Genomic DNA, 24,704 nt, shown 5'->3' with positions numbered 1-24,704 from the left:
CCTTGACCAGCTCCGAGACCCGCTTCCGCCCATGGCTGCTGCTGGCGGCGTTCAGCCTGCTGCTGTTCCTGATCACAGCCTCGACCTATGGCTCGCTGGGCGTCGTCCTGCCAGCGATGATCGGTGAGCTGAAATGGAGCTTCGAGAAGGCGTTCCTGGGCTTTTCGGTGCTGGGCGTCTTCACCGGCGCCTCGTCCTGGCTGCCGGCCATCCTGATCCGGCGGATTGGCGTGCGCGGGACATTGCTGGCCGGCGCAACCGTACTGGCCGCCGGCTTTGTCGGGATCGCCAACGCAGAGAGCCTGATCAGCTACTACGCCGGCGCGGCGGCGTGCGGCGTCGGCTTCCAGATGGCGGCGCTGATCCCGGGCACCCACGTGCTGTCATCGCTGTTCAAGAAGCGCGCCCTGCCGTTCGGAATCTACTTTACCTTCGGCTCGCTGGGCGGAGCGGCGGGGCCGTGGATGGCGCTGACTCTGATGGGCGCCAGCGGCGACGACTGGCGGCAGTATTGGATCATCCAGGCCGTCTTGGCGGCGGTGGTGGGCCTGGTCTGCGCCCTGATGGTCGGCGGCTCGAAGTGGCTCGCCGCGGCGGCCCACGAGGTCGATCTCGAGGTCGAGCAGGAAGCCCGCGAGGCGTCTGCCACCGCGCGTATCTACCTCACGCCTTATGAATGGACCGTGCCGCAGGCTCTGCGCACGCCGCAGTTCTATATCCTCGTCGCGGCCTATTTCAGCCACCTCTTGGTCGGGGTGACGGTGGCCAGCGTTTCGGTCACGCACCTTACGGAGCTGGGCGTGGCCGCTGGCGTCGGCGCGGTCGCGGCGGGCGCCCTGGCCGCCAAGATGCTGAGCCTGGAATCCCTGATGCAGACCCTGGCGCGGCTAGGCGGCGGGGCGCTGGGCGACCGGGTCGATCCGCGTTGGCTGCTGGTCTTCGCCCAAGCGATGCTGGTGGTTGGCCTGCTGGCCCTAGCCAATGCCGCGACCCCGGCTCTGATGCTGGTCTATGCGATCGGCACGGGTCTGGGCTTTGGCCTGACGGTGCTGGCCGTCACGGTGCTGCTGCTGAACTACTACGGCCGCCAGAGCAATCTGGAGCTCTTTTCGCTGACCTGCCTGGTGGGCGCGGTCTCGGCGGCGGGGCCCTTCATCGCCGGGGCCATGCGCGACCGGCTGGGTGGTTTCGCCCCGACTTTCCAGCTGTTCGCGGCGGTGACTGCGGTGGTGTTCGTCGCGGTCTTGCTCATGCGGCCGCCCAAGGCGCCGGCGGTCTAAAAGAAAAAGCCGCCTCGGCGAACCGGGGCGGCTTTCCCTTATCTAACCTTGGCGGGCTGTCTTAGAAGACGGCCTTCAGGCCAACGACGAAGCGGCTGCCGTAAATCTTGCCCAGGCCGTGCTCGTCGGTGTCGTGATAACGGACGTCCAGGCCCAGCTTGTCGGTCAGGGCGTAGGTCGCGCCGATGTTCCAGGTCGCGTAGTCGCCAGCCGACTTGTCGTACTCCTGGTGACCCAGGGCGGCGCTGACGGTCACCTTGTCCATGACGGGGACCGCGCCGTTGATCTCGTAGTAGAAGGACTTGCCGAGATCGGTCGAGTATTCCGGCGAATAGTAGAGGGCGAGGCCGACGGTGGCCGGACCGACCGGGCGAGAGGCAGCAGCCTTCGCCTCGAAATAGCTGAACGCGCCGGGGGCGCCCTTGTCCTTGGCGTAGCTGTAGTACAGCACGCCGAAGTCCAGCGAGGTGTCGCCGACCGTCGGGCGCAGGCCCGCGTAGAAGTCGACCTCGGTGCTCGGGTCATCGGTCCCGAAATCGACGTTCGAGGCCCAGACGCCCGCGTAGCCGATGCCGTAGGTGGCGTCCACACCACCCTGGATGGTCGGATCTTCCTGGGTTTGGCTCACGCCGCGGAAGACGTAGTCGCTGGCCACGCCGACATTGTAGGAAAGCTTCAGCTCTTGAGCCATCGCGGCGCCGCTGAGGGCGACCGTGGCCGCAGCGGCGGCCAGTGCAATCTTCATGGCTTTCATTGTTTTATCCCCTTCTGTGTGTCGTCTCCCGGGTTGGTTCCCGAGCCCCGACGCGCCTGCAAGCGCATTTGCGTCCCTCACTGATTAGCGGTGGACGTGTCCTTAGTTGCAATCGGGACGCGCGAAGCGCCAGCCAGAAGGGCGCCTCGCGCTCAAAGTTTGGGCGCAGTGTGACGATTTTGCTTCAGAACGTACGCACGTGCGCAACAGGCAGGGGAAAGTCGAAACACGCTTGTCGTGTGGCGCGATTGCCGCCGTGAACGCGGTGAATCGCCCCTAGCGCATCGACAGGCTGGCGCCGCCCAGATGCAGCCCGGCGTCCACCAGAAGCGTCTCGCCCGTGACATGGCGCGAGGCGGGCGAAGCTAGGAAGACGGCCGCGCCGGCGATGTCCTCGGCCGTGGAGGCGACTTTGAGGGGTGTTGCGGCCGCTGCGCCGGCCCTCAGGCGCTCGACCCGATCGGCGTCCATAGCCTTGCCGAACCACGGGGTGTCGATGAAGCCGGGGCAAATGGCGTTGACACGGATTCGCGGCGCCAGGGCGCGGGCCAGTGACAGGGTCATGGTCGTCATGGCGCCCTTCGAGGCTGCATAGGGCACCGACGATCCGTTGCCGACGACACCAGCGATCGAGGCGGTGTTGACCACCGCGCCCGACGCCGGCGCGGCCTCCAGCAGCGAGCGGGCGGCGCGCACCATCTGGAAGGCGCCGACTACGTTGACCGAATAGAGGCGCAGGAAGTCCTCGGCGTCCACCGCGTCGAGATCGGCGTGGTTTGGGGCGAACTTGGTGACGCCGGCGTTGTTGAACAGAGCGTCGATCCGGCCTGTTGACGAAGCGGCCTCGGCGATCTTGCGGCAGTCCGCGTCCTGCGCGACGTCGCCTTGGACCAGCGCGGCCTTGGCGCCCTGAGCCTCGACCAGGCGGGCGGTCTCTTCGGCTTCCTGTGCGCTGCGGGCGTAGTTGACGACCACAAGGCCCGCGCCGCGTCGCGCGGTCTCGACCGCGATCGCGCGGCCAAGGCCGGTGGAGGCGCCCGTGATCACCACGGTGAAGCCGTCGAAGTCCCGTCCCAGCATCGCTTTTCTCCCCAAACGCTTGTTGGAGGTGTTGTAGCGAGGGGCGCGTGGCTTGTCTCGTGGGCCTAAGTCTTGTCTTGAGAGGGGGGGAGGCCTAAATCGCGGCGATGACCGATCTGAACGTCACCCAGCTGGGCCGCGTCGTCGACGCGCCCGACAGCCCCGAGGCCGCCGTCCTTGAGCGCGTGCCCAATCCGCAGAGCGACGTGCTGTATCTGGCCCGCTTCGTCGCGCCGGAGTTCACCTCGCTGTGCCCCGTCACCGGCCAGCCCGACTTCGCGCATCTCGTCATCGACTACGCGCCGGGCGACTGGCTGATCGAGAGCAAGTCGCTGAAGCTCTATCTGACCAGCTTCCGCAACCACGGCTCGTTCCACGAGGACTGCACGGTCAAGGTGGCGCGCAAGATCGTCGAGATCGCCCAGCCGCGCTGGCTTCGCATCGGCGGCTACTGGTACCCGCGCGGCGGCATCCCGATCGACGTGTTCTGGCAAACGGGACCGGCGCCGGAAGGCCTGTGGGTCCCCGAGCAGGGCGTCGCGCCCTATCGCGGGCGAGGCTGATCTAGAGCTTCGAGAGCCTGCGCCGGTTCGCTCGGACCTTGCGGCGCAGGTGGGCGAGGGAGCCCGAGGCGATGGCCGGCCCACTCGCGCCGAGCTTACCGGTCGCGGCCAGGGTCTGAAGCGCCAGGCCGGCGGCGAGCTTCTCACTGACCATCAGCTGGGCTTCGGCCTGGGCCGCCGCGCCGCCCGCAGCCAGCTTCATCATGCGCAGACCGATCACGGTCGACGCCTCCAGTCCCAGCGCCCAGCTGTCGAAGGCCAGGCGGGTCCAAGGGTCCTTGCGTCGCGTCATCCAATCGTTCTCCGTGCTGGCCCCATCAACGCCTGGGCGCTAGTTCGGGCTCCAATAGCTGGTCAGCGCCGTAGCGTCGGGACGCTGCCGCTCCTGCGGCTGCTCGTTCGCCGCGCCGATATAGAGATAGCCCGCGACCTTCTCGTCCGGGCCGACGCCCAGGATTTCCAGCGCGCGCGGGTCATAGCTGTACCAGTCGGTGATCCAGTTGGCGCCCCAGCCCAGGGCCGAGGCGGCCAGCAGCATTTGATGGCAGACGGCGGCGGCGCTCTGGCGCTGCTCCCATTCAGGGATTTCGCCGGGCAGGTGGCGCGAGATCACCGCGACGCAGACCGGCGGATTGGTCAGCTTGCGGAGAGCGGCTGTCGCCTTGGGCGGATTGGCCTGGCTGGGGGCGAGGGCGGTGATGCGCTCGGCGAACACCGCCTTGGCCTCGCCCTCCAGCACGATGAACCGCCAGGGCGCCAGCTTGCCGTGGTCGGGCACGCGAACCGCCAGACGCAGGAGGTCGGCCAGTTGAGCCTTGTCTGGTCCCGGCGCCGTCAGGGTCATGGCGCTGGCCGAGCGGCGACGGGCCAGGAAGGCGACCGTCTCGGGCGAGGCCTCGATCGGCAGGGTTTCGCCAAATTCGGGAGCAGGGGGAACAGAACCGGCCATGACGGCCTCCTCATGGGCGTTGCGGCGTTGTAAGGCCGTTCAGTTAGGCCTTGCGTGGCCCCGATGGAACCGCGCGCCCCAGAAAAAGGGGCGGCCTTTGTGTTTGGAGTGATCATGTCCGACAAGCCCGCCTGGCTGAAGCCGCACGGAAAGCCCTGGGGCGTGGCCTCCAGCCAGGTCGTCTACGACAACCCCTGGATCACGGTCACCGAATACCAGGCGATCGCGCCTACGGGCCGACCGGCGCTGTACGGCAAGGTCGGTTTCAAGAACCAGGCGATCGGGATCGTGCCGCTGCACGCGGACGGAACCGTGACCCTGGTCGGTCAGAACCGGTTCTCTCTGGCCAACTATAGCTGGGAGCTGCCCGAAGGCGGCGCGCCGCATGGCGAGGACCCTCTGGACGGGGCCAAGCGCGAACTGGCCGAGGAAGTGGGGCTTACGGCCCGCGACTGGCGGCCGATCCTGCGGATGGAGCTCTCCAACTCCGTGACCGACGAAATCGCCTACGGCTTTCTCGCCATGGACTTGTCGCCGACCGAGACCGCCCCGGACGAGACCGAGGACCTGGCCGTGGTCCGCGTTCCGTTCAGCGAGGCGCTGGACGCGGCAATCGCCGGCCACATGCCCGACTCGATCACCGTGGCGCTGCTGCTGCGGACCCATCTGATGGCGGCGCGAGGCGAGCTGCCGGCGGCCTTGGCGGCCCTCATGCTCTAGCGCGTCCGCGAATTGATCCTGATCGTGTCGCGCGGTCGCGTTCCGGTCCAGAACCGGCTTGCCCACCCGCGGAATCGCCAGGATCGTCATGACTCAATCGCCCCATCTCACCCCGCAAAGCCTGGTCGGTCGCCGGTTTCCGCCCGACGTCTTCGGCGACGTGAAGGTCGCTCTGGTCGGCTACTGCCCGCCGCCGTCGGCGCTCGCGCGCTACCAGCCCGAACGGGTGGAGGGGCAGCATTTCATCCACGTGTCGCCCGACAGCGTACGACTGCTCAGCCATGGCGGTCGGAAGTTCCTGTCGCTGGCCCACGTCTACGGTGGCCCGGTGTCGAGCTCCACGGCCGAGGAGCTGGCCTATTACGGGATCGAGCTGGTACTGGCCTACGGTCTGGCTGGAGGCCTCGGGACCGGCGACCTGGGCATGGGCGATTTCTACCTCGCCGAGGACACCCTGGCGGCGGACGGCACGACCCCGCACTACACCGGGGCCCGCATCCTGCGGGCGGACCAGGCGCTGGTCGACGCCGCGCTCGAGCTGTGGCCCGGCCCAACGTCGTTGAAGCCCGTCCGCGTCGCCACGGGCGATGCGATCTATCGCGAATACGACCCGATGCTGGAGGCCTATCGGCTGGAGGGCTGCGACATCGTCAATTTGGACTGCGCTCACCTCTACGCGGCGGCGCGGATCAATTCGTCCGGGCGAGCCATGCGGGCCATCCAGTGCGGGGTGATCTCGGACGTCGTTCCGGCCGGGCCCGAAGCCCAGTCCAGCAGCACGCTTTCGGCCATGCTCGCGGGCGGCGAGGCGGGTCTGAACCCGCTGGAACGGACCGGCGACATCGTGTCTTTCTTCATCGAGACCTTGACGCCGGCGCTTTTGCCCTGATCTGAGCAGTGCGCGTCCGGCCGGAAGTCTTGAACATCCGTTCGGGATTTGTGGAGCATTTCGTATATAGATGCGCCACACGCCCAGCCTGCTGGGAAGGGAGAGCCCGATGGCCAAGCACTTGGAAGTGGTGACCCCCGAGACGGAAACCCCCGTCTGGGTCGCCCTGCGTAACCAGGCCGAACACGCCGCCAAGGCCGAGCCGGCCCTGGCCTCGCTGCTCAACGCGGTGATCCTGAGCCACGACAACCTGGCCGACGCCCTGACCTTCCAGCTGGCGCGCAAGCTGGGCGACCAGGAGATGCGGGCGATGACGGCGCGCGAATTCGCCGCCGACGCCTTCAAGAGCGATCCGTCGATCGTCGAAGCGGCTGAGGCCGACCTGAAGGCGGTGTTCGAGCGCGATCCGGCCTGCAAGGGCTATGTCCAGCCGTTCCTGTTCTTCAAGGGCTTCCTGGCGCTGCAGACCCACCGCGTCTCGCACTGGCTGTGGAACGAAGGCCGCGAGACCCTGGCCTTTTACCTGCAAAGCCGCTCCAGCGAGGTCTTCCAGGTCGACGTCAATCCGGCCGCCAAGATCGGCAAGGGCGTGTTCATTGACCACGGCACTGGCATCGTCATCGGCGAGACGGCGGTGGTCGGCGACGACGTCTCGATGCTGCATGGCGTGACCCTGGGCGGCACCGGCGCCGAGCGCGGCGACCGCCACCCCAAGATCGGCAAGGGCGTCCTACTGGGCGCCGGGGCCAAGGTGCTGGGCAACATCACGGTCGGCGACTACGCCAAGGTCGCCTCGGGCTCGGTCGTGCTGCGCCCGGTGCCGGCCCACTGCACCGCCGCCGGCGTACCCGCGCGCCTGGTCAACTGCCCGACTTGCGAAGAGCCCGCCAAGACCATGGATCACACCCTGGCCGAGACGGTCTACGCCGCCGGCGACTACGTCATCTGAGAGCCTGGTCCTTGGTTTCCGAGCGTTTTCACCTCGGCGGTTCCCTGCTGTGCGCCGCGCTGGCGCTTGGCTTCGCGATCGCCGTCCAGGCCGCGCCCGCGCCGGTGGGCGGCTATCAAGTCGTCCGCGCCTATCCGCATGACGCCACTGCTTTCACCCAGGGGCTGTTCTACCGCGACGGCTTCATCTTCGAGAGCACGGGCCTGCGCGGTCGCTCCTTCATCCGCAAGTGGAACCTCGAGACCGGCTCGGTCGAGCAGGAGCGCCTGATCGACAGTCGCTATTTCGGCGAGGGCATCGTCGACTGGAAGAACAGGCTCTACGAGCTGACCTGGACCAACGAGACCGGTTTCATCTACGACATCGACAGCTTCGAGAAGCTCGGCGAGTTCAGCTATCCGGGCGAGGGCTGGGCCCTGACCCGCGACGACAAGCGGATCATGATGAGCGACGGCACCGCGTTCATCCGGTTCCTGGATCCCGACACCCTGAAGGAAACCGGCCGGATCGAGGTCACCGACGACGGCGTCCCGGTGCGGAACCTCAATGAGCTGGAATGGGTGAAGGGCGAGCTTCTGGCCAATGTCTGGCAGACGACCCGCATCGCCCGCATCGACGTCAAGACCGGCAAGGTGCTGGGCTGGATCGAGCTCGCGGGCCTCTTGAAGGAAGCCGGCGCCACCGGCCAGCGGGACGACGTGCTGAACGGCATCGCCTATGACGCGGCGACCGACCGCCTGTTCGTCACCGGCAAGCTGTGGCCAAAGCTCTTCGAGATCAAACCGGCGTCTCCGACGCGCTAGAGGATCGCTCTTCAAGCCATCACTCGAAATTAGTGGCTCGCCTTCCTGGGCCTTGTGCCCAGGACCCATGCTGACGGCTGGCTGCGTGTCAAAAAGGCCAAGCGAGGCTTCGCGGCCGAGAAGACTGGTCCAGCTCGGCGGTTCGGAACGATGGGTCCGGGGCACAAGGCCCAGGAAGGCGGATTTGTCTCGCCAGCGCGGAACCGTGCTCAGGGGATGGCGTTTACCCTGTGTCCGCCCCTCTACGCCCCCCCGACCTAGTGGGCGGACCTGAGCCCCGGTCGCGGATCGCCGCCGGGGCTCAACCTTGTCTGGGGTCTAGCTTTCCCGAAGTGGTTTCGCGCAGGCGACGTTCGGCGGCGCCTTGGCGGTGATCGAACTTGTATCGGGTCCGGGCCAGGGCCTCAGAAGTCCATGGATCGCGGCCGCCCAGATCGCAAGCAGCGCCAGAATCTGAAGCGGGGTGATACGGCGGGGCGCTGAAGGCGGCATGTCGGCCTTATCTCCCGATTGCGCGTCGCCGGATAACGACTTATCCGTCAGCCTTCTGTGAGGTTTCTTCACATGGCTCGCCGCAACCTGCCGCCGCTGAATGCTCTGCGCGCCTTCGAGGCGTTCGGGCGGCATGGCCGCATGACGCTGGCGGCCGACGAGCTCTGCGTGACCCACGGCGCGGTCAGCCGTCAGATCCGGCAGCTCGAAGAGCACCTCGGCGTCGCCCTGACCGAGGGGCCGCGCACGCGCCTGCGCATGACCGAGGCTGGGCTGAAGCTGGCCCAGGCTCTGTCGCCGGCCTTCGATCAGATCGAGGCGGCGACGCCGCGTCCGGTCGAGGCCGGCCCAAAGCCTTTGGTGGTCTCCTGCCTGCCCACCTTCGCCATGAAGTGGCTGATCCCGCGCCTGCCGCGCTTCCAGGCCGCGCATCCGGACATCCCGGTGCGGGTGGCGGAGTCCAACGGTCCGTTCGATTTCCGCGAGGACCAGATCGACTTGGCGATCCGGATGCGGTGGCTGGGCGACCCGGTGACCTACGACTCCATCACCACGCCGTTCATGGATCATTTCCATGGGCCCGTGGTGTCACCGGAGCTGGCGGCGTCCGGCCCGATGACCATGGAGCGACTCTGCGCCATGCCGCGCCTTCTGACCCGGACCTATCCCCAGAGCTGGAGCGACTGGATACGCGACACGGGCGCGGAGGCCCTGCCTCCGGCTGTCCGGGAGCAGGAGTTCGACCACTTCTTCTATATGCTGGAAGCCGCCGCCGCGGGGTTGGGCGTCGCGGTGGCGCCGTGGGCCTTTGCGCAGCGCGACCTCGCCAGCGGGCGCCTGGTTGCGCCGCTAGGCTTCGCGTTTGGAAGTGCCCGGATCGTGGCCGTGACGCCGCCGGAAGGGTGCACCCCCGAGGCCGCCCTGTTCCGCGATTGGCTCGTCGCCGAGGGGGCGTCCACACCTGTTCCACCGGAAGCCGCTTGCCAGTCGCGCGCCGGACGCTAGTTTCGCCCCGAGAGACGCGCCCCGGGCGCTTCTAGCCAAGAACAAGGATCCCCCGTGGACGCCAACACCATCGCCAAGATCGAAAAGCACCTGAAGCGGACCTTCGGGAACCCGCACATCCAGCTGAAGCCGCGCCCCAAGCAAAAGGACTCGGCCGAGGTCGAAGTCGCCGGCGAGTTCATCGGCGTCATCTTCCAGGACGAGGACGAGGACGGCTCGTTCATGTTCGAGATGGCCATCCTGGCCGAAGACCTGGACTAATCTTTTCGGTCCGTTCGACCGACCTTGACCGGACGGGGCGCGCTCTCGCGTTGATCCCCGTCCGCCGTCCCTGTTCAATGGGGACATGACCGCGCACATCCTTGATCGCCCCGTGTGGGCCACGCTGAACGGACGCCAGGCGGAGCTCGCCGTCCGACACGGCCGCGCGATCCGGATGCAGCCCGACTATGGGCTCTTCGCCGCCATGACGGATAATGATCCCGAGAGCCTGGCCGCGCTCGGCGGCCTAGTGCGCGAGATGGGGGCGGTCGGTCTGGTCGAGCCCGAAGCGCCGCCGCCCGTTCCTGGAACCGAGGTCGTCTCCAATGCCGTCTGCCTGCAGATGGTCGCCGAGACCGTCGCGCCGGCCTGGGACGCTCCCTTTGACATGCTGGCGCTGGGCGACGCCGACGCGGCCCAGATGCTGGCCCTGGCCACCCTGACCAAGCCCGGCCCGTTCTTCGCTCGCACCCACCAGATGGGCGCGTTCATCGGTGTCCGTGTCGAGGGGCGGCTGGTCGCCATGGCCGGCGAGCGGATGCGACCTGACGGCTATACCGAGGCCAGCGGAGTCTGCGTCCATCCCGACCATCGCGGCAAGGGCTACGCCGCTCGCCTGCTGCGCGAGGTGACGGCCAAGATCCTGGCGCGTGGCGAAAAGGCGTTCTTGCACAGCTACGCCGACAACATCACGGCGATCGGGCTCTACGAGTCGCTGGGCTATCGCGGCCGGCGGGAACTAGCGTTCTCGGTGTTGCGGCCGGCGGGGTAGGCGGCTGCAGCGCCCCCTCCGTCACGATGCGTATCCGCATCGCGCCACCTCCCCCGTTTTACGGGTGAGGAGGATGCGGCTCCCCTCCTGCCCCGCTTGCGGGGGAGGTGGATCGGCGCGAAGCGACGAGACGGAGGGGGCGCTAAATCGCCCAAAGAAAACCCCGGAAGGCGGACCTTCCGGGGTTCTTTTTAGGCCGGTGTAGAAGCCCTACGCCTCCAACGCCTTCGCGCCGGCCTGACGGGCCCAGCGGTAGAGGCCGAAGACCACGACGGCGGCGGCGATCAGCGACAGGATCATGCCGACCTGCTCGGGCGGGGCGAACGGGACGGCCAGGGGATCGCCCTTGCCGGTGGAGACGATCATCAAGGCTAGGGCGACATTGAACAGGCTCTCGCCGACGATGAAGCCCGAGGCGATCAGCACGCCCAGGCGGCGGGACGGCTCAGCCGCGCGGTCCTTGGCGACGATCTTCTCGAACAGCCAGCCAGCGACGGCGCCGACCACGACCGGGGCCGTGACCGCGCTGGGTAGGTAGATCGCCAGGCCTACGCCAAGAGGCGGCAGGCTGTAGCGGTCCTTGCTGGTCTTGCGCAGGATGGCGTCCACCGCGACGAGGGCGAGGCCGATCAGGGCGCCGACGCCCAGCAGGCCCCAGTCGAGGTTGCCGCCCAGCACGCCCTTGGCCAGGGTCGAGATCAGGGTCGCCTGCGGGGCGGCCAGAGGCTCGTCCGAGATCGCGTGCAGGTTCGGCGCGCCGGCGAAGCCGTTCGAGCGGTTCAAGAGCTCCAGCACGAACGGGATGACCACCGAGCCCGAGAGCACGCCGATGATCAGCGCCACCTGCTGCTTCCACGGGGTGGCGTCGACCAGCTGGCCGGTCTTAAGGTCCTGCAGGTTGTCGTTGGCGACCACGGCCACGGCCAGGACGCAGGTGGTGACATAGAGGGCGAAGGCGATCAGGGCCTTGGTCACGTCGGGGCCGATGACGCCCCGGCCGACCATGCCGACCATCAGCGAGGCGCCCAGCACGCTGAGGATCGCGATGCCCGAGACCGGGCTGTTGGACGAGCCGATCAGGCCGGCCATGTAGCCGCAGACGGCGGCGGCCAGCATACCGGCGAACACCAGATAACCGATGCCGATGGCGACCAGAGGCACGGTCAGGCTGACGATCGGGCCGCCGACCAGGAAGTGGGCCAGGAACCAGCCGGCGGGCGCCAGCAGGATCAGCGCCACAAGGCCGACGATGCCGATCGGGATGTCCTGCTCGACGCGGGGCAGGGCCGCGCCGCCGGACTTGCGCTGCTTGGCGGCGGCGAAGGCGGACTTCAGGCCCGCCGTGATCGGGCCCACCAGCTTGGCCAGGGTCCAGATGGCGGCCGCGCCGATGACGCCAGCGCCCAGGAAGCGGACCTGGGTCTTCCAGACGGTCAGGGCGTGGGTGGCGGCGTCGGCGTCCGGCATCGGCGTGGCGACGGTCAGGATCGGCACAAGGATCGCCCAGGCGATGAACAGGCCGGCGAACATGGCGATGCCGACCGTGATGCCCATCAAATGGCCCGCGCCCATCAACGCCAGCGAACTGGAGGCGCCGATGCCGGTCGCGCCGGAGGCGGCGCCGAGCTTGAACTTGAAGTAGCCAGCGACTTCAGCTGCGAACAGCTTGGCCGCGCCCAGGGCCCCAAACAGGGCTGAGGCGAGCGATCCCAGGCTGACGGCGACCAGGCCCGCCTTGCCCTCGGCAGCGCCTTCGCGCGAGCCGGTGCCGACCTTCAGCACCTCGGCGGCGGCGACGCCTTCGGGGTAGGGGAGGTTGGAGTTGGTCACCAGGGCCCGGCGCAGGGGGATGGTGTACATCACGCCCAGGATGCCGCCGACCGCGCAGGCGCCGAAGGTGGGCAGGAACGGCACGTTGGCCCACCAGCCGATCATCAACAGGCCCGGCAGGACGAAGATCACCGACGATAGCGTCCCGGCCGCCGAGGCGATCGTCTGGACGATATTGTTTTCCTGGATGGTCGAGGTCTTGAACGCCCGCAGCAGGGCCATCGAGATGACGGCGGCGGGGATCGAGGTGGCGAAGGTCAGGCCGACCTTGAGGCCCAGATAGACCTGGGCGGCGGTGAAGACGAGGGTGATAAGAATGCCGAGGAGTATGCCTCGGAAGGTCATTTCCGTGCGCGGCGCGGTCGAGTCGGCCATGAACATGTCCAAAGAACGATAAAGGCGGCCGGACCTTGCACGTCCGACCGCCCAAAACTCAAGCGTTCAGTTCAAACCGCTGTTACGAAATTACAGAACGCCCAGCATCTCCGCGACCAGCGGGTGGCGGACGATGTCGCGGTCGGCCAGGCGGACGACGGCGATGTTGGACACCGCCTCGAACCTGTCAGCCACGTCCGCCAGGCCAGAGATGCCTGGCAAGAGGTCCGACTGGTTCGGGTCGCCGGTGACCACCATGGTCGAGTGCCAGCCCAGGCGCGTCAGCAGCATCTTCAGCTGCATGTAGGTGCAGTTCTGGGCCTCGTCGATCACCACGAAGGCGTTGTTCAGGGTGCGGCCGCGCATGAACCCGACCGGGGCGATCTCAATGGCGCCCTCGGCCATCAAGGCCCGCATGCGCTTGACCGACAGGCGATCGGTTAGGGCGTCGTAGAGCGGGCGCAGATACGGGGCCAGCTTGTCCTCCATGTCGCCGGGCAGGTAGCCGATCGACTCGCCGGCCTCGACGGCGGGGCGCGAGAGCACGATGCGGCTGACGCGGCCGGCCTCCAGCGCCTCCACGGCCTTGGAGATGGCGATGTAGGTCTTGCCGGTGCCTGCCGGACCCAGGGCCATGACGAGGTTCTTCTCGTCGATGGCCTCCATCAGCTCGGCCTGGCCGGGCGACTTCGGTTTTATGGTCTTCAGATAGCTCTGGTCCCGACTATCCCCTCTCGCGCCTCCCTCATCGGGCAGAGGCGACCAGCCACCGCGGTGATCGACAGGCAGACGGCGCACCTTGGCGTCGTCATATTGACCGGTCTCGTACGCGCCTTCGCGCGCAGTCCGCTTCAGGGCTCGCTTGGTCATCAAAGCCTCCATTCGGGCATGAAAAAAGGACGAGGCCGTAAGGCGTCGTCCTTGGCGGTGAGCTGGATTTGAACGAAGCCGCATGCGCGGCCGGGCGGCTCGGAGGAGCTTTCCCCAGGGAGGGGGTGCGGTGCTGTACGCCGAAACGCCAAGTGCGACACCTCGTCTTCGTCAGCGGGCGGGCAAGGGCGTCGCCGCCCAGGCCTGTCACGATCAGGAGAATGATTCCCGCTGAGGGAATGTTCCGCCCTGAATCGCCAGACTACAATGGCGACGATAGGGTTTCCGGATCGTTAATTTCGAAATCGCCGGCAAGAAACGAGGCATGCGGATGAATGTATATTCCCTTGGCGAGCTAAATCCGACGCTGCCACCGAAGGGTGAATATTGGATCGCGCCGACGGCTAGCGTGATGGGGAATGTCATTCTCAAGAAGAATGCAAGTCTATGGTGGGGCGCGGTGGCGCGCGGGGACAACGATCCGATCACGATCGGGGAGAGCAGCAATGTTCAAGACGGTTCGGTGCTTCACACTGATCTTGGCTCGCCCCTGACCATCGGCGCGAATGTGACCATTGGCCACATGGTGATGCTGCACGGCTGCACGATCGGCGACGGCTCGCTGATCGGTATTGGGGCAATCGTGTTGAACGGCGCCAAGATCGGGAAGAACTGCCTGATCGGCGCCGGGGCCCTGATCACCGAGGGCAAGGAAATCCCCGACAACTCGATGGTGGTCGGCGCGCCGGGCAAGGTCGTGCGCGAGATCGGCGAGCAGCACGCCATGATCCTGCAGGCCTCGGCCCTGCACTATGTCGAGAACTGGAAGCGCTACGCCCGGGATCTGAAGCGGGTTGAGGCCTAGGCGATCGAGATTCGATCGCCGGCCTTTGGCCCGTCGGTCGCGCCCTATGGCGAGGCTACCCCGGCAAACGTCCACCGTGGTCGCGCCTAGGTGCAAGTCAGTCTGAGCTACTGGCTTGTGTCGGTCGGCGGGCTCTTCAGTCCCAGCAAGGCTTCCACCGCAGCGTGTTTGTTCAGCGGATCGTCCGGAACGGACAGATCTGGCTCGATATATACGGGCTTGGCAGCGCCTGAGGGGCGGTCGAGCACGAACCGCGGATAGAAGAGCAGAAGGCCAGTGTTTGGCAGGCGTAGGGTCTGAACGCCGCCAGACTGGCGTGTGCGAACCGCGCCCCCCACTCCCGCGACCTTGGCGAAACCGTAGTCCTGGACGACATTGCTAAAGAGCACGGCGGACGAATAGGTCAGAGGGCCCACCAGCACATAAACCTGTCCCTTGAACCTTAGCGGCTCATCGGTAGGCGGCTCGGTTGCGGTCTCGATCTCGCCGGAGACGATCGCGCCGGCGACTTCGCCCGGCGCTCGCGGTTGAAGCACCCTCTTTATATATCCTGAGCCATGCTTGTAGGGCCGGTCAGCGATGTAGCGGAGCAAACCATCGCGCCACATGTCGTCGTCGCCGCCGCCGTTCTGGCGGATGTCGATGACCAATCGGGTCGCGCCTGCGGCGGCTATCCTCGCAAAGCAGTCGTTAGTGAAGTCAAAGAACCGCGCTTTGTCCGGCCATGAAAACGCTGCGACCGTCAGAACCGCTCCTTGCTTCCTCACGTCGCATTGGTACGTGCTCTCGAAGCTCGCCTCCTCCCGCAGGATGGCCGGCGTCTCGCCGCTGCCCGCTATGACCTGGCGGCCTGCGTTGGCCAGGTCTATGTGGAACGCGACCGGCGATCCGTAGACCTTGGCGTAGAAGAGCCACCAGCGCTTAGCCAGCAGAGCGGACCTGGATCTGGGCGTGTCGCCATGCACGCGCGCCAACAACGCCCTCACTACCAGGCCCGCGTCCTGCCCGTTGATCTGCCGAATGCGTTGGCCGGCGAACGGCGTCGGCGCACCGCCCAGGGCGGAGACGATCCGTAGAGCCCCTTGTGCGTCCAGACTGACCTCGAAGGGGAAGAAGGTCTTGCCCTCAGCCGCCGCCTGGGCGCTCTCCTTCCGCCAATCGGGCAATCCGATGAACAGGTGGCCGTCCGCGAGCACTGGATTGAGCTGCGCCAGCGCGGACCAGGCCTGCGCCTGGGTCAGCGGATGGTCTAGCTGGCGGTCGATCCGCCGCGTCGCGCGCTCCAGCTGCGCCTGACTTACTGAATGGGAGAGATCTGGATGGTTCCGCTCGATCGTATCGACCGCCAGCCGCAGATCCGAGCGGAGGCCGGCGACGGAGATCGGAGTCTCCGCCGCCCTGGCCACGCCGCCGGCCAGAGTGGCGGCCATCATGGCGAGGCCCAGCCACTTGAAGAGATGTGCTTCCAAGACCTGCTCCCGATTCCGACGGCGATAGGCTTGCCGGCGCGTCGATCTGTTGAAATAGTACCTATAAATTTCAACAAGAGTCCATGACATGGTTGAACCGTTCGTTCAGCGCGCTGTTCGCGACCCGGCGCAGATCCGGCTTCTGAGCTCCGCCCTACGACAGGAAATCGTGGACACGCTGCCTGCCCTTGGTGGCGAGGCGAGCGTGGCGGCCATGGCGGCGCATCTGGGCCGTCCGGCTGACGGGCTCTACTACCATTTGCGCGCCCTGATCGACGGTGGGCTGGTCGAGGAGGTCACCGTCGTGGGCGAAGATGAGCGCCGCTATCGCTTGGCTGGCGACGGGGACGGCCCATTGCGTCTGGCTTATGACCTCGGTCCACAGGGAAATGGACGCGAACTGGGCGCGTTCGCCCGCGCGCTCCTCCAGATCGCCGCCCAGGACTTCGAGGCCGCCCTAACGTCTGCAGAAGTCGTGACCGAGGGACCTGGGCGCGAGCTCTGGGCTTCCCGCAACAAGGGCTGGCTGAGCAAGGAGGAGCTACGGGAGGTCTCTGGTCTTCTGGAGCGGCTCAGCGCGCTGACCAGTCAGCCTAAAGCGGTCGGACGCGAGCGGCTCATCAGCTTCGCCTTCGCCTTGGCGCCCCTCCAGCCTCGCTCCAAACGCCGGCTGAAGGCAGGAACGGCCGGGGCATGACTGAGGTTTGGAGCCATTCACAAGGCCGAATGTCGATCCGTCCTCGTCTTCGCAGCCAGAATAAAACGCCGTAGGGAGCGCCGCCTGCTGCTTGGGGGATCGCAAGGCGGCGCTCCCGCTTCCCGCGTGGGAAGGGCCAACGCGGGAAGAGCCCACCCTGCTGGAGGCGTCTTCCGCAAGGTAGGACGAGGCGCGATACTGCGCTTCGTTCATCCATAGCTTGTATATATCACGTCCTCAGTAGAGTTAAAATGCGAGACTCGCGTTTTCCGAGCTTCTCTCAGGGGTAATCGCTGATTGCTGACATGGCGAGAATGTCCTTAAGGTGGTGCTCCAAGCGGGCCTCAGGGGGGACACATGAAGAGAACAATGGCGCTGGTCGCGATTTTCGCTGCGCTTTCCGGAAACGCGTTCGCGCAGACTAAGAAGCCTGCTCCACCGAAGCTGCCGCAGACCAAGCCTGCGATGGCCGCCAAGCCCGCGCCGAAGCCCGTCGCGCCGCCGACGCCGCTGGAACGGGCCATCCTGGATGCCCGCAAGGTCTCTGGCTTCGCCAAGGACGAGTTCGCCGCACAAGTGACGACCGGCGTAGGAGAGCCGTTTAGCGTAACGTTGACGCCGCGTAGCGGGGAATCGACCGGCCAAGCGTCCAGCGCGGGCTACTGGATGTACGAGAACGGCTCCCTCGAATACTCGTTGTCGATCGAGAAAGCTTATCTCGGGGATAACGACGCTGTAGGTTCCATTCTTTTTTCCGGCGTTATGACGCCGGGAACGTCTTACATGGCACAGAATAGCTACGGAGCCTCGACCCTCGTTAGCGTTGAGATCTGGCGTCTGTCGGCCCTCGCGATCACCTCGGCGCCGACGTTCGAGGACTCGCCGATCCTCAAGAAAATTAAACTCGAACGAGGGTCTCGTCTGCCGCCTGATGACTTTCCGCTCTTCCTTACCGTAAGTGGCGAAGAGGCCCGCCGCCTGACGCAGGCGATTCGGATAGTCGTCGAAGGGACGATCGCCCCCATTAAGGGCATGACGGCGACAGCGCTTTGCAAGGCGACGGTGTACGAACCAAAGATAAGGGCGCCGCGCGAATTCAGGAATGAGAGCTGCTACATCGGTGCGAACATCACCCGGGTGGCCTATGTGGACACTTCGAGCGGCAAGGTTCTCCGAGAATTCACACTCGCCAAGCCGCAGTAGCCGGCGAACACGTCGTTCCTGGAAGCCCGCGCCGACGTCGCCCTTGCGCCGCGGGCAAAGCCGGATCACTCTCGCCTTAACAACGATAACCTTCGAGGGGAGGGCGTCCAGGCCATGGCCAGCGAACGCTATGATTACGTCGTCATCGGCGCCGGATCGGCCGGCTGCGTGCTCGCCGCGCGCCTGACGGAAGACCCCAACATCAAGGTCCTGCTGCTGGAGGCCGGCGGCAAGAACACCTCGATCCTGGTCAAGATGCCGGCCGGCGTGGGCCAGCTGATCAAGGACAAGGGCGAGCAGAACTGGGGCTTCTGGACCCAGGCCGAGCCGCATCTGGACAACCGCAAGCTCTGGTGGCCGCGCGGCAAGGGTCTAGGCGGCTCCTCGGCGATCAACGGCATGATCTATATCCGCGGCCACGCGCGCGACTATGACCAGTGGCGGCAGATGGGCCTGACCGGCTGGTCCTATGCCGAGGTCCTGCCGTACTTCAAACGCTCGGAGACCCACCACGCTGGCGGCGACGCCTATCACGGCGACAAGGGGCCGTTGCACGTGTCGAAGGGCGAGTCCGACAGCCCGTTCTACACTACCCTGGTCGAGGCGGGCCGCCAGGCGGGCCACAAGACCACCAAGGACTTCAACGGCTTCCAGCAGGAGGGCTTTGGGCCCTACGATCTGACGATCCGCGATGGCAAGCGCTGGAGCGCGGCCATGGCCTATCTCAGCCAAGCCCTCTCGCGTCCGAACCTGACCTGCGTCACCGAGGCCCGCACCACGCGGATCATCATCGAAAAGCGCCGCGCGGTTGGGGTCGAGTACGTCGTTGGCAAGGGCGGCGAACGCCGAACCGCCTATGCCGACGCCGAGGTGCTGCTGAGCGCCGGCGCGGTGCAGTCGCCGCAAATCCTGCAGCTATCGGGCGTGGGTGCGCCGGAGGACCTCAAGGCCCAGGGGATCAGCGTCGTCCACGAGTCCAGGGGCGTCGGCGCCAACTTGCAAGATCACCTCGACGTCTGCGTCTCGTGGACCGCCAAGAACCTCAAGACCGCCTATTCGGCTAACAAGGGGCTGAACAAGCTGGGCGTGGGCCTCAACTACATGCTGTTTGGCAAGGGGCTGGGCCGCCAGCAGTTCCTGGAGAGCGGCGCGTTCTTGAAGTCACGTCCCGATCTCGACCGGCCCGACCTGCAGATCCATGGGGTGCTGGCGATCATGCAGGACCACGGCAAGGTCGTGGTCGAGAAGGACGGCTTCACCCTGCACGTTTGTCAGCTGCGCCCGGAGAGTCGCGGAAAGGTCGGCCTGCGTTCGGCCGATCCGTTCGACGATCCGACGATCCTGGCCAACTACCTCTCGACCGACGAAGACCGCCGCGCCATCCGCGAAGGCGTCCGCATCGCCCGCGAGACGGTCGCCCAGGCGGCTTTCGATCCCTATCGCAACGCGGAATACGCCCCGGGCGCCGACGTGCGCACCGACGCTGATCTCGACGCCTGGATCCGGGCCAAGGCCGAGACGATCTACCATCCCGTCGGCACCTGCCGGATGGGCGTGGCGGGCGATCCGCTGGCGGTGGTCGATGACCAGCTGCGGGTGCAGGGACTGTCTGGCCTGCGGGTGATCGACGCCTCGGTGATGCCCAACCTGATCGGCGGCAACACCAACGCCCCCACGATCATGATCGCCGAGCGGGTGTCGGACCTGATCCGAGGCAAGGCGACTCTGGCGGCGCTGGACGTGCCGGTCTACGGCGACGAGCAGGCGGTGGCGGCTTAGAGGGCGCCTTCAGTCAGCCAACCCAATCTAACCGTCATTCCCGCCCTTGTGGCGGGAAGCTCTCTGTCCGCCGCAGGTTCGGGTGGGGCGGACTGCCAAGCAGTCCGCTTGCGTCTCACGTATCAGCTGAGCCAGGGGTTCCCGCCACAAGGGCGGGAATGGCGGTTGTTTGAGTGTGTGTGGAGGAGCAAACGGCAGGCCTGATTTCAGCCCCTAAGCCCTAAGCGATGCGGCGGCCGTCCAGGGTCGCCAGGCGCAGGCGGGGCATGTCGCGATTGTCCTCGCCCAGCGGCCGGATCTCGCGCAGGCCCAGTTCGTAGGCGGGGCGGCCCATCAGGCGGGCCGTGAGGCCGATCGGCTGGTACAGGCCCAAGAACCGGTCGGTCTCGCCGCTGGCGCCGCGCAGGGGGGCGAACAGCACCTCCATGCCCACTGAGGGCACGCCCAGCGCGCGGATGTCGGCGACGGCGACCAGGGGCGTGCGGCGCTTGCGGGCGACGTCGAGGGCGCTCTTCAGCTCCAGCCGATGGGCCAGCGCCCAGAGCGAGAGAGCGTCTTGGCCGCGCAGGTCGCGGGCGTGCAGGTCGCTGATGAAGCTGCCGGCCAGGCGAAATGGCAGACGTCCCCCGTCGCGGCCCAGAACGAAGACCTGCGGCAGCAGCTCCAGGAAATCCCCCGGATTGATGTCGGTGCGGCGCGGCAGGGCCGCATCGCCCCGGCGATCGCGCCAATAGTCGATCAGTCGTTCCGTGCTGGGATGGAACATGGGTGTTCCCCGGCGGGCTCCTGCGCGGCGGGTTTCGGCCGCATGAAGCTTGCTGGAGGAACCGGGCCAAGGGCCGGAGTGTCCCATTCTGACGCAAAACGGCGCGCCTAACGGGTCTGGCCATAGAAAAAGGGCCCCGCCGAAGACGGGGCCCTGGGTCGCGTTCTCTACTTCGCCGCCGCTTCGGGCTTGACCAGCAGCAGCCAGGATTTGTCGTCGGCGAGATAGGTCTTGGCCGCCTTCTGGACATCCGCCGGCGTCACACGCGCCAGGCCCGCCAGCACCGAGCGGGTGGCGTCCAGCAGGCGCGGATCGGTCTGCGCGCCCGAGAGCGCGCCAACCCAGTATTCATTGGTCACGCGCGCCTTCTCGATCTGGTCGATGCGGGGCTTCTTGGCGCGTTCGAGCTCGTCCTGCGACACCGGCTTGTCGCGAAGGTCGGCGGCGATCTTGCGGATCGAGGCGACCACGCCGTCCAGCTTTTCGGGCGGAACCTCCAGGCTGACCGCCAGATAGCCCCAGTTCTTGAACACCACGCTGGCGGTCGCGGAGGCGTTGGGCGAATAGGTCGCGCCCTGCTTTTCGCGCAGCTCGTCGGTCAGGCGCAGTTGAAGGACCTGGCCAAGGACCGAAACATCGCGCGAGCGCTGCAGGTTCGAGAACAGGTCATCCGTGCGCCAAGCCATGAACAGGGCTGCCTGATCGGCGCGGCCCTTGTGCGTGCGCACCACCGGCGTGGCGGAAGGCGCGGGGAAGGGCGCCTGGCGGGCGGCCTCCGAGGCCGGCAACTCGACGCGGGGCGGCAGGGCGCCGAAGGTGTCGGCGACGGCGTCGATGGCCTTGTCGACCGTGGTGTCGCCGACGATCACCACCTCGATGTCGTCCTTGGTCAGCGGGTTGGCGACCACCGTCTTCAGGTCGTCGAGCGACGCGCTGGCGATCTGTTCGCGCGAAGGGAAGGTCCAGCGCTGGTCGCCGCCATGCATCAGCCCGCCCAGGTCGCGGCCCAGAACGCCGCCGGTGGTGCTTTGCAGCTGGTCGTGCAGCGTGCCGTAGCTGGTCTTGACGCGATTGAACGCCTCCGGACGCCAGCCCGGCTCGGTCGCGAAGGCGGCCAGGACCTGCAGTTCGGTCGAAAGATCCTCGGGGCGCGTGCGACCGTTCAGGGTGAAGGCGTCATCCTCGACGCCCAGCTGGGCGTTCCAGATTTTGCCGGTCAGCACCCGCTCCATGTCCTGGGCCGAGATCTGCTTGAGGCCGCCCTCGACGAAGGCCGAGCCGGACCAAAGCGGGCTCTGCTTGTCGGAAGGCAGGTCCAGCAGGCCGTTGCCGGCGCGGACCTTCACCAGCACCTGGCTGTCGCGGAACTTGGTCGGCTTGACGGTCAGGCGCACGCCATTTCCGAAGCGCACGAAGACGGCGTCGAGGTCGCTGACCTCCTTCTGCTCGACCACCTTGCCGCTGGGGCCAAAGCTGGAATAAGGCCAGATGGTCACGCCTGGCGCGGCCGGCGGCGTCACGGGCTGGTCCTTCAACTCTTCGTAGGTCTTCAGGATGGTCGGTTCGCCGCCCTCTATGTTGGTCGGCGCGGCGATGACCAGCAGCGGGCCCGAGCCGGCGAACGACGACTTCAGCACCGCGTTGACGCGCTCGGCCGTCAGACCCTTGGTCATGGCGTCGAAGGCGGCGAGGTTCTGGCTGGGCGAGGTGATGACCTCGGCGTCGCCCAGGGTGTCGACCAACTGGTTGGCGAGCGCCGGCGTACGTTGGGTAGCTTCGCCCGCGGCGGCGGCGGCGAGGCCGGCGCGCAGGCTGGCGATCTCACGGTCCAGCTCGTCCTGGCGCACGCCGTACTGCATAGCCCGGCGCTGCTCGGCGTCGAGCGCCTTCATCGCCGCCTGCCACTGACCCGGCTGGGCGGTCGCGCCCAAGGTGGTCACGCGCACCGCGCCGTACTGGTCGCCCTTGAAGGCGCCGCCGGCGATGAACGGCGGCTCGGCCGAGCGACCCACGGCCTGGAGGCGCCGGTTCAGCACAGCGAAGGCCAGGTTCTCGAGCATGTCGCGCGCGTCCACCGCCTTGGTCTCGACCAGGTCGTCGGGCTTGCGGGTCCAGGTCATTTGGACGCTCCACGGCGCGCCGGCCTCGACGATCAGCTTTGCGGTCGGGCCGCGCTTGGCGACGGGACCGACGTCCGGGTCCTTGCCAGGCTGGCCCTTGCCGGCCCAGTCGCCAAACTTGGCTTTGATCTTGGCCTCCATGGCGTCGACGTCGAAGTCGCCGACGGCCACCAGCACCGCCCGTTCGGGACGGTAATAGGCCTCGTAGAAGTCGCGGATGCGCTGGGCCGTGGCGGTTTTCAGGACCTCGGTCTTGCCGATAGGGATGCGCTTGGGCGGCAGCTGGCCGTCCATCTGGGCCGACAGGCTCTTGATGGCGACACGGTAGTTTGGCGTGTCGCGGGCGCGTTCTTCGGACAGCACCACGCCGCGTTCGCGGTCCACGGCGTCCTGAGCGATCGTTAGCTCGCCCGCCGCTTCGCGCAGCAGCATCAGAGAGGTGTCGACCGTGTCGTCGTCCGTCTTGGGCAGGTCCAGCTGGTAGATGGTCTCGTCGAAGCTGGTCTGGGCGTTGGTGTCGGCCCCGAAGGCCAGTCCGTGGCGCTCCAGAATCTTGATCATCTCGCCTTCGGGCACGTTCTTCGACCCATTGAAGGCCATATGTTCAAGGAAATGGGCCAACCCCTGCTGGTCGTCGGCCTCCATCAGCGAGCCGGCGTCGAACCATAGCCGCAAGCTGGCCTGGGCGGGCGGCGTGGCGTTCTTGCGGATCGCATAGCGCATGCCGCTCGGCAGCACGCCGAAGCGCCAGGCCGGATCGGGGGCGATGTCGGACAGGGTCTGCGCCCACTGGCCGGGCTTCAGGTCGCTCTTGCGCGGACCGGCCAGCGCAGGAACCTCGGCGGAGGCCTCGCGCTTCAGCGACGGCAGGGACGGCGTGGGAACGTGTGAGCAGGCGGTGAGGGAGAAACCGGCGGCGGCGACAAGCGCCAAGCGCGAAGCGCTGATCATCGAGAATCCAGGTCAGGCGATAAGGAAGCCGCACCTTGGCTGTCGCACATGGCGGGCGCAAGGCGCGACGAGGGCGGGTTTTGGCCTTAATGGCTCAGGCGGCGGCGACGTCCCCGGTCTGCCGGCGCAGGCGCCAGAAGCGGATGGTGCGAAGGGCCGCCTCGCGCGGCAGGGCGGCGTAGAGCTCGCCATAGGCCTTGGCCTTGCCCATCACCTCGTCCGATGGGTCGAGGATCAGCAGGGCGAACGTGAGGAACAGAGAGCGGTCGAAGTCGGCCGCCTTGCAGATCACCGACAGGGCGTCCAGTTCGCGCCGCTCCAGAATCTTGCGGGCGGTGTGGAAGTCGACATCGGCCAGATCGGCCAGAGCGACCAGGAACAGAGTCGTGCGCTTGGCGCGCAGCATGCTGGCCAGGATCTGCGGCGAGATCGGCCCCTTCTCGCGGAGGGCGCGAAACTCCCGCTCGGCCTCGGCATGGTCGGGCGGCAGGGCGCCGTCCTTGGCCGCGATCCGCTTGCGACCTGCCGCGAGCGCGGCTTCCAGCGTGGCCGGATCGACGTCGGCGTTACGCTCCAGGATGCGGTTGCGCAGGCGCGCCTCAGCGACGAAATACATCTCGTTCAGCAGATCGACGGGCAGGCTCTGGCGGTCGATCACCGCCTCGTGCAGAGCCGGGTTGGCGACGGCCCGGTCGACGACGGTCTCGTGCGCCTCGCGCGACAGCACCGCGCCTTCGTTGCGCAGCAGGACGCCCAGAGTGTCGTCGTCGCCGCGCGCGACGATGGCGTCGGAGACAACGCTGGAGACGCTGGGCCGCTGGGAGATCGCCCGCAGGTGATCCTGGCCCTGAGTGCGGGCGACGTGCACAAGGTCCTCGTCCGTCAGCGCGCCCGATCCGCGAAGGATCGGCGCGGCGACCGCGATCGTCTCGGAGGCCAGGGCGCGGGAAAGGCCGCGCGGCGCCGTCGGCGCCTCGCTAAGCCGCTGGGCCAGCTCGGCCTTGACCGCCTCTTCCATGTCGCCGGCCAGCTGGCCGAGGACGTCGTCGAACAGCTCCATCTCCAGCGCGCTGTGGCCCTCGCCGGCGAAGAACATGTCGGTGACGCCCCGCAGCAGCTCGCGCCGCTTCTCGCTAGAGGGCTCATTGGCCAGGGTGATCAGGTCGTGGAGGCGGGATTCCATTACAGCGCCTCGCCACGTTCGACGGAGGATCTCCGATCGGCCAAAGCGGCGGGGAAAGCGGCGACGCGCATGAACATCC

The 24,704-nt window shown here is 67.0% G+C and carries 23 protein-coding genes and 2 pseudogenes; 15 read left to right on the top strand and 10 right to left on the bottom strand.

All coding sequences use genetic code 11. From position 1 onward, the window contains the following. Window positions 1-2 precede the first annotated feature (2 nt). Entirely contained in the window at window positions 3-1,280 is a 1,278-nt protein-coding gene (locus tag CSW59_RS00190; protein ID WP_099442233.1) for a CynX/NimT family MFS transporter, read from the top strand. A gap of 61 nt (window positions 1,281-1,341) precedes the next feature. On the opposite strand, the gene CSW59_RS00185 is transcribed toward CSW59_RS00190, so the two are convergent. Then, window positions 1,342-2,034 carry a TorF family putative porin gene (locus CSW59_RS00185; RefSeq protein ID WP_099442143.1) on the bottom strand — a complete coding sequence of 231 codons (693 nt, stop codon included), beginning with the start codon at window positions 2,032-2,034 and terminating at the stop codon, window positions 1,342-1,344. A 276-nt stretch (window positions 2,035-2,310) separates the two neighbouring features. Beyond that, entirely contained in the window at window positions 2,311-3,114 is an 804-nt protein-coding gene (locus CSW59_RS00180; RefSeq protein WP_099442142.1) for an SDR family NAD(P)-dependent oxidoreductase, read from the bottom strand. Window positions 3,115-3,221: 107 nt separating this feature from the next. On the opposite strand from CSW59_RS00180, the gene queF reads away from it, so the two are divergent. Next, window positions 3,222-3,677 carry a preQ(1) synthase gene (queF, locus tag CSW59_RS00175; protein WP_099442141.1) on the top strand — a complete coding sequence of 152 codons (456 nt, stop codon included), beginning with the start codon at window positions 3,222-3,224 and terminating at the stop codon, window positions 3,675-3,677. A 1-nt stretch (window position 3,678) separates the two neighbouring features. Here the strand turns inward: queF and CSW59_RS00170 are convergent, their stop codons facing one another. After that, the gene (locus CSW59_RS00170) at window positions 3,679-3,969 is read right to left on the bottom strand and encodes a hypothetical protein (RefSeq protein WP_099442140.1); all 291 of its coding nucleotides are present in this window, start codon (window positions 3,967-3,969) and stop codon (window positions 3,679-3,681) included. Between the two features lie 39 nt (window positions 3,970-4,008). Next, window positions 4,009-4,626 (bottom strand): nitroreductase, encoded by a 618-nt coding sequence (locus CSW59_RS00165; RefSeq protein ID WP_099442139.1) that lies wholly within the window; start codon window positions 4,624-4,626, stop codon window positions 4,009-4,011. Window positions 4,627-4,689: 63 nt separating this feature from the next. Here CSW59_RS00165 and CSW59_RS00160 point away from each other — a divergent pair, with 63 nt between their 5' ends. From CSW59_RS00160 to CSW59_RS21670, 8 genes and pseudogenes are all read left to right on the top strand, one after another. Further along, the gene (locus CSW59_RS00160) at window positions 4,690-5,346 is read left to right on the top strand and encodes an NUDIX hydrolase (protein ID WP_099442138.1); all 657 of its coding nucleotides are present in this window, start codon (window positions 4,690-4,692) and stop codon (window positions 5,344-5,346) included. An 88-nt stretch (window positions 5,347-5,434) separates the two neighbouring features. Further along, entirely contained in the window at window positions 5,435-6,235 is an 801-nt protein-coding gene (locus tag CSW59_RS00155; RefSeq protein ID WP_099442137.1) for a hypothetical protein, read from the top strand. A 109-nt stretch (window positions 6,236-6,344) separates the two neighbouring features. Further along, on the top strand, window positions 6,345-7,184 hold the full coding sequence (cysE, locus tag CSW59_RS00150; RefSeq protein WP_099442136.1) for a serine O-acetyltransferase: 840 nt from the start codon (window positions 6,345-6,347) through the stop codon (window positions 7,182-7,184). Between the two features lie 11 nt (window positions 7,185-7,195). Further along, window positions 7,196-7,987 (top strand): glutaminyl-peptide cyclotransferase, encoded by a 792-nt coding sequence (locus CSW59_RS00145; protein WP_099442135.1) that lies wholly within the window; start codon window positions 7,196-7,198, stop codon window positions 7,985-7,987. Between the two features lie 564 nt (window positions 7,988-8,551). Beyond that, window positions 8,552-9,484 (top strand): LysR substrate-binding domain-containing protein, encoded by a 933-nt coding sequence (locus tag CSW59_RS00140; RefSeq protein ID WP_099442134.1) that lies wholly within the window; start codon window positions 8,552-8,554, stop codon window positions 9,482-9,484. A 54-nt stretch (window positions 9,485-9,538) separates the two neighbouring features. Beyond that, window positions 9,539-9,745 (top strand): DUF3126 family protein, encoded by a 207-nt coding sequence (locus tag CSW59_RS00135; RefSeq protein ID WP_013078225.1) that lies wholly within the window; start codon window positions 9,539-9,541, stop codon window positions 9,743-9,745. 85 nt (window positions 9,746-9,830) lie between these two features. Next, a complete protein-coding gene (locus tag CSW59_RS00130; protein ID WP_099442133.1) occupies window positions 9,831-10,517 on the top strand; it encodes a GNAT family N-acetyltransferase in 687 nt (228 codons plus the stop codon). A gap of 4 nt (window positions 10,518-10,521) precedes the next feature. Then, a pseudogene (locus CSW59_RS21670) lies at window positions 10,522-10,663 on the top strand (hypothetical protein). A gap of 64 nt (window positions 10,664-10,727) precedes the next feature. On the opposite strand, the gene CSW59_RS00125 reads toward CSW59_RS21670, so the two are convergent. Beyond that, window positions 10,728-12,728, bottom strand: a complete 2,001-nt coding sequence (locus CSW59_RS00125) for an OPT family oligopeptide transporter (RefSeq protein WP_099442132.1) — start codon at window positions 12,726-12,728, stop codon at window positions 10,728-10,730. 84 nt (window positions 12,729-12,812) lie between these two features. Continuing rightward, complete coding sequence (locus CSW59_RS00120) at window positions 12,813-13,604, bottom strand: PhoH family protein (protein WP_099442131.1); 792 nt, start codon at window positions 13,602-13,604, stop codon at window positions 12,813-12,815. 319 nt (window positions 13,605-13,923) lie between these two features. Between CSW59_RS00120 and CSW59_RS00115 the strand changes: the two genes are divergently transcribed. Further along, window positions 13,924-14,457 carry a gamma carbonic anhydrase family protein gene (locus CSW59_RS00115; RefSeq protein WP_099442232.1) on the top strand — a complete coding sequence of 178 codons (534 nt, stop codon included), beginning with the start codon at window positions 13,924-13,926 and terminating at the stop codon, window positions 14,455-14,457. 107 nt (window positions 14,458-14,564) lie between these two features. On the opposite strand, the gene CSW59_RS00110 is transcribed toward CSW59_RS00115, so the two are convergent. Further along, window positions 14,565-15,926: a S41 family peptidase gene (locus CSW59_RS00110; protein ID WP_161494994.1), complete on the bottom strand. Its 1,362-nt coding sequence runs from the start codon at window positions 15,924-15,926 to the stop codon at window positions 14,565-14,567. Between the two features lie 88 nt (window positions 15,927-16,014). On the opposite strand from CSW59_RS00110, the gene CSW59_RS00105 reads away from it, so the two are divergent. The 4 genes and pseudogenes from CSW59_RS00105 to CSW59_RS21045 all read left to right on the top strand — a co-directional run. Then, entirely contained in the window at window positions 16,015-16,623 is a 609-nt protein-coding gene (locus tag CSW59_RS00105; RefSeq protein ID WP_099442129.1) for a helix-turn-helix domain-containing protein, read from the top strand. A gap of 369 nt (window positions 16,624-16,992) precedes the next feature. Next, on the top strand, window positions 16,993-17,826 hold the full coding sequence (locus CSW59_RS00100; RefSeq protein ID WP_099442128.1) for a hypothetical protein: 834 nt from the start codon (window positions 16,993-16,995) through the stop codon (window positions 17,824-17,826). Window positions 17,827-17,940: 114 nt separating this feature from the next. Beyond that, window positions 17,941-19,605 (top strand): choline dehydrogenase, encoded by a 1,665-nt coding sequence (locus CSW59_RS00095; protein ID WP_099442127.1) that lies wholly within the window; start codon window positions 17,941-17,943, stop codon window positions 19,603-19,605. 31 nt (window positions 19,606-19,636) lie between these two features. Further along, window positions 19,637-19,766: pseudogene (locus CSW59_RS21045) on the top strand (hypothetical protein); the annotation flags it as partial. Window positions 19,767-19,825: 59 nt separating this feature from the next. Here CSW59_RS21045 and CSW59_RS00085 read toward each other — a convergent pair. From CSW59_RS00085 to CSW59_RS00075, 3 genes are all read right to left on the bottom strand, one after another. Further along, window positions 19,826-20,371: a PAS domain-containing protein gene (locus CSW59_RS00085; RefSeq protein ID WP_099442126.1), complete on the bottom strand. Its 546-nt coding sequence runs from the start codon at window positions 20,369-20,371 to the stop codon at window positions 19,826-19,828. A gap of 167 nt (window positions 20,372-20,538) precedes the next feature. After that, window positions 20,539-23,442 carry a pitrilysin family protein gene (locus CSW59_RS00080; RefSeq protein ID WP_099442125.1) on the bottom strand — a complete coding sequence of 968 codons (2,904 nt, stop codon included), beginning with the start codon at window positions 23,440-23,442 and terminating at the stop codon, window positions 20,539-20,541. A 94-nt stretch (window positions 23,443-23,536) separates the two neighbouring features. Beyond that, entirely contained in the window at window positions 23,537-24,625 is a 1,089-nt protein-coding gene (locus tag CSW59_RS00075) for a DUF2336 domain-containing protein (protein ID WP_099442124.1), read from the bottom strand. Window positions 24,626-24,704 lie beyond the last annotated feature (79 nt).

This window comes from Caulobacter sp. BP25 (assembly GCF_002737755.1).
In the GTDB taxonomy this organism is placed as follows: domain Bacteria; phylum Pseudomonadota; class Alphaproteobacteria; order Caulobacterales; family Caulobacteraceae; genus Caulobacter.
The sequence above is the reverse complement of the archived record's forward strand: the minus strand, read 5'-3'. Positions and strand labels throughout refer to the sequence as shown.